Origin of the sequence: Specibacter cremeus, assembly GCF_003946885.1 — a bacterium.
Classification (GTDB): domain Bacteria; phylum Actinomycetota; class Actinomycetes; order Actinomycetales; family Micrococcaceae; genus Specibacter; species Specibacter cremeus.
This window is the reverse complement of record NZ_RWKQ01000005.1, coordinates 123,872-127,942: the sequence shown is the minus strand read 5'-3', so window position 1 is coordinate 127,942 and position 4,071 is coordinate 123,872. Positions and strand designations below refer to the sequence as shown.

Here is a 4,071-nt window from a genome sequence, read left to right as displayed (position 1 = left end):
CGCCACGCCGCTCACACGGCAACAAAGCCGCAGGTCACAGCCCTACTCGCCGACCTTTCCGGGGCCCTGGGGTCGCAGGCAATTGTGACCAACGGATCCAAGATTGTAGTGCCTGAAGGTTACGGCTTGCTCCTGTTTCAGGACGGAGAACTCACTGCTTTCGCAGATGAACCCGGCGGGTACATCTGGAACTCGGATGAAGTGGATTCTCAGTCCATGTTCGCCAGCGATAGTTCATTTGCGACGCTTGTGAAGCAGTCCTGGGAGCGTTTTAAGTTCGGTGGAAGGCCAGGCTCGCAGCAACTTGCCTTCTTCGTGACCTTGAAGGAGCTCCCGAACAACAAATTCGGTACTCAGTCGGCAATCTACTGGGACGATGCCTACTTCAATACGCAGGTCGGCGCCTTAACACACGGCGTTTACAGTATGAATATCGTCGATCCGATTCTGTTTGCGAAACGGTTCGTCCCGGCAACCTATTTGCAGGTACAAGAAGTGTTCGACTTTACGGATGGGACGAACGCTGCTGCCACCCAATTGTTCTCAGAAGTAGTCGGTTCGCTCTCCGCTGCCTTCAGCTCGTACACGAATCATTCTGAACGAGGAAACCGCATTGCCAAGATTCAACAGGATTCGATGGGTTTCGCGGAATCTCTGTCCTGTGCGGTGGAGAGTGTCTATCAATGGACGACGACTCGCGGACTTGCGATCTCAAACGTCAGTATCATTGGCATCAGGTACGACGAGGACACCCAGGAACTCCTCAAGTCTGTCCAGCGCGCCGACGCGCTGGCTGGCGCGCGTGGTAATTCCAACCTGCAGGCTTCAGTTGCGGCAGGTATGGAAGCCGCGGGAGGTGAAGGCGGTGCGAGCGGCATCTTCGGGATGGGTCTTGCCGCCGGTACAATCAATCTTCCTCGGCTAATGCAAAATGCTGAGACGCCGGATACTCCGACAGCAGGAACGCCTCAAGGAAACCCCGATCTGGTGGCCAAGCTAGAAGTGCTTAAGCGTGCATTCGAGGCCGACTTGATCGATCAGAATGATTTCGATGCTGCCAAAGCAAAAGCTCTCGGTCTCTCGTAATTTTCGGATAATGGATGGCGTGGAATGCACGATGAAACTCATTGAATGCGCTCGATGTGGCAGCGGGGAGCTCTTCGAAGAGGCAGGTTATGCCGTGTGCGCATATTGTCGTTCGAGATACGCTTTGCAGTCGGGAGAAATTCCGTCACGAGAGACTGTGGTCGACTTACTATTGGACGTTCACGTGCTGCTCCAAAAGTGTGAAACCGATCCGACGAATAGCTATCGCTATGCAAGCTTAATCCTTGATATCGACCCCACCAACCAGAACGCCATGAAGTATCTACGATAGGGAGTTGCATGAAAACCAGAGACATTGCGAAGAACTACCAACTTGACCCCGCCGCTTTCGATCGGTGGTTAAAGCAGTCCGATTTCCAGTACAAGTCTGGGATTACTGGCCTGAGCGTCGACGACGGCGTCAAGGTGGACGAGATGGTCGGCCATTACAACCAGTATCTTACCCAGGAGAAGGCGCGGATAGCTCAGGAGCAGGAACGTCTCGCGTTAGACTGAAGTTACGCGAGTTAGGACAGGAAGATCCCCGGGTTTCCGGGGATCTTCCTGTCATTTGGTCTGGGGTGTCTGGCTACTTTCTGTGGGTGGTGGCGTGGTCGTGGATGAGGGTCATGGCCTGGTGCTGGGTCTGTGTGGGCACGGCGAGGAGTTCGAAGGTGCCGGTGGTGCCGGCCATGGTCATGGTGTTGCGGGTCCGGGTGCCCAGGTGGCGCAACAGGGCCTGGTAGGAGCGGGCCGGGGTGCCGTCGTCCAGTGTTTGGGTGCTGGCCTTGCGTTGCGCGGCGGCGGATCGGTGCACGGCGGCGACGGGCTCCTCGGGAATCGGCCGGTCCTCGTCGGTGAAGGTCAGGGGTGCCAGGGCGTCGCGCAGGTGCCAGGTCAGGTGGCCGGCGAGCAGGCACAGGAACACGTGGGCGCGGGTGCGTGTCTCGGTGTGGTGGTAGATCGGGCGCACGTGCAGGTCCCGTGATTTGAGGGTTTTGAAGATCTTCTCCACGTTCGCCAGGGACTTGTACACCCGCACGGCCTCGGCGGCCCCCATGGCGTCCTGGTCGACGTTGGTGCGGATGACGTAGATCCCGTCGAGGTCCGCCTCGGCGGCGATGGTTTCCGGGTTCCGCACCCAGGTCAGGGAGGTGTCGGTGATGGTGAGGGTGAAGTGCTTGGCCATGTTGTTCTTCCCCAGGGTTTTCCCGACCCTCAGTCCGGTCTTCCCGGCGCCCTTGAGCCGGCCGGCCTCGACGGCCTTCTGGATGGTTTTCAGCCGGCCCTCGGTGACGGCCAGGAGTTCCTCGCGCTTGTGCTGGCGCAGGCCGGCCAGGGCCGGGTTGTAGCAGGCGATCAGCCGTTCCCCGGGGTAGTCGGGGTGGCTGATCTCGGCCAGGTTCTGTTCATCGAACAGGCTCATCTGCAACGGCCCCTGGTCCTCGGCCAGTTCCTGGATGGCGGTGTTGCGCAGGGCACCGACCCAGCCCAGCGTGGTGTCCTTCAGCGCCTCGATGCGGGCGGAGGTGATCATGCCCCGGTCACCGACCATGACCAGGTCCTCGACCTTGGCGAGGTCCTGGATGTCGGCGGCGATGGCAATGAACGCGGTCGGGTCCGCCGTGTTGCCGGGGAACACGCGCACGGCGATCGGGATCCCGGCCCGGGTGGCCAGCATCCCGTATTCGATCTGTTCGACCCCGCGCTTCTTGTCCCTGGAATACCCGAACGCGGCCAGCGGGTTGTGGGTGCCGGTGACCCAGGAGGAGGAGAGGTCGAACAGGGCCAGTTTCTCAGGATTCTTCTCCGGGCGCAGGTACTTCCGCGCCAACGCCTTCTCGATGATTCCCTGCCGGTTCCCGAGCCAGTCCATGGCCCGGTACAAATCATCGGTGCCCACCGGGCCCAGGTCGGCCCCGAGGGTGGTGTCGGCGAAGAAGGACAGGGTTGCCAGCTTCGAGGACGGCGCGCAGACCCTGGCGGCCAGCAGCGCCATGACCACCTCCCGTTCCCGGCAGGCCGGCCCCAGCATGGCCTCGAAGCCCAGGCCGCCGGCCATCGCGTAGACCGCGTCGATGTGGCCGTGGGGCAGGGAGCGGGTGATCTGCAAGGCGGCGCCGGCCTCCACCATCGTCTTGCCCGCCAGGGAGGCCCGCAGCGTCTCGATGGCCGGATCCGGCAGGGCGGAGAGGTTCGCCATCGTCTCGTGCTTGACCTTCCCGCCGTCCCGGTAGGAGCGGCGCAGCAGCACCGACCGGTACTCGACCTCCACCCCGGACTTGTTCACCCGGCGGGAGGTGTTCACGGCTACATGCATCGCGGGCGTTGCCTTGGTCATACCCACAGAATACGCCCAACGGCATCAGAAATGAAGGGGTTTTTCAAAGAATTTAGTGGCTACAGATTCCGGTACAAAAAAGGCCCTTCCCCCGGAATCCAGCGAGAAACCGGGGAAAGGGCCAACGTAACTTCAGGTTAGAGCAGACCAACGCGGAACAAGCTGAGCAAGCGAAGCAGCATGCCGTGGCGAGCATGCTCATCACATCCGGTTTCAATTTTGACGGCTACACGATCACCAAGTACTCAGGCTATATTTCTGGCGACGATGCTGTATCGATGGACCGACCAACGCACGGCTGGTTTGGGGGAGTGAACAAGGATGTTGGCGCAGACCTGCTGTCAGGACTGTCGCACATCAGGCGAAACGCTCTAGCGGAATTGAAAGAAGCTGCATATGCCCTTGGATGCAACGCTGTGATCGGAGTAGATTTCGACTACCTGACCTTGGATCCCGAGACCGTGAATAATTCGGGTGGAACACTGTATCTGCCGTTCTTGTTTGCTGTGACTGCGAATGGCAACGCTGTTGTGATCGAAAAGAACGCACGCGCTGGTTTGGCGACGCGGGATGTTTCGCGCGCTGAGGACCTGCAGTAAGGCCGGAAAGGGTAGCCCCTCAGTCAGCTCGCCACGGTAAGACCA

General features: G+C 60.0%; 4 protein-coding genes. 3 read left to right on the top strand and 1 reads right to left on the bottom strand.

Annotated elements, in window-relative coordinates:
- Together EJC77_RS03210 and EJC77_RS03205 are read left to right on the top strand one after the other, a co-directional pair.
- A partial coding sequence (locus EJC77_RS03210; RefSeq protein WP_164520303.1) for an SPFH domain-containing protein occupies window positions 1-1,086 on the top strand: 1,086 nt, incomplete at its 5' end.
- A gap of 300 nt (window positions 1,087-1,386) precedes the next feature.
- Entirely contained in the window at window positions 1,387-1,602 is a 216-nt protein-coding gene (locus EJC77_RS03205) for a hypothetical protein (protein ID WP_125610131.1), read from the top strand.
- Between the two features lie 73 nt (window positions 1,603-1,675).
- Here EJC77_RS03205 and EJC77_RS03200 read toward each other — a convergent pair whose 3' ends face one another.
- The gene (locus EJC77_RS03200; RefSeq protein ID WP_125610130.1) at window positions 1,676-3,427 is read right to left on the bottom strand and encodes an IS1634 family transposase; all 1,752 of its coding nucleotides are present in this window, start codon (window positions 3,425-3,427) and stop codon (window positions 1,676-1,678) included.
- Window positions 3,428-3,621: 194 nt separating this feature from the next.
- Here EJC77_RS03200 and EJC77_RS03195 point away from each other — a divergent pair, with 194 nt between their 5' ends.
- Window positions 3,622-4,026 carry a heavy metal-binding domain-containing protein gene (locus EJC77_RS03195; RefSeq protein ID WP_240629720.1) on the top strand — a complete coding sequence of 135 codons (405 nt, stop codon included), beginning with the start codon at window positions 3,622-3,624 and terminating at the stop codon, window positions 4,024-4,026.
- Window positions 4,027-4,071 lie beyond the last annotated feature (45 nt).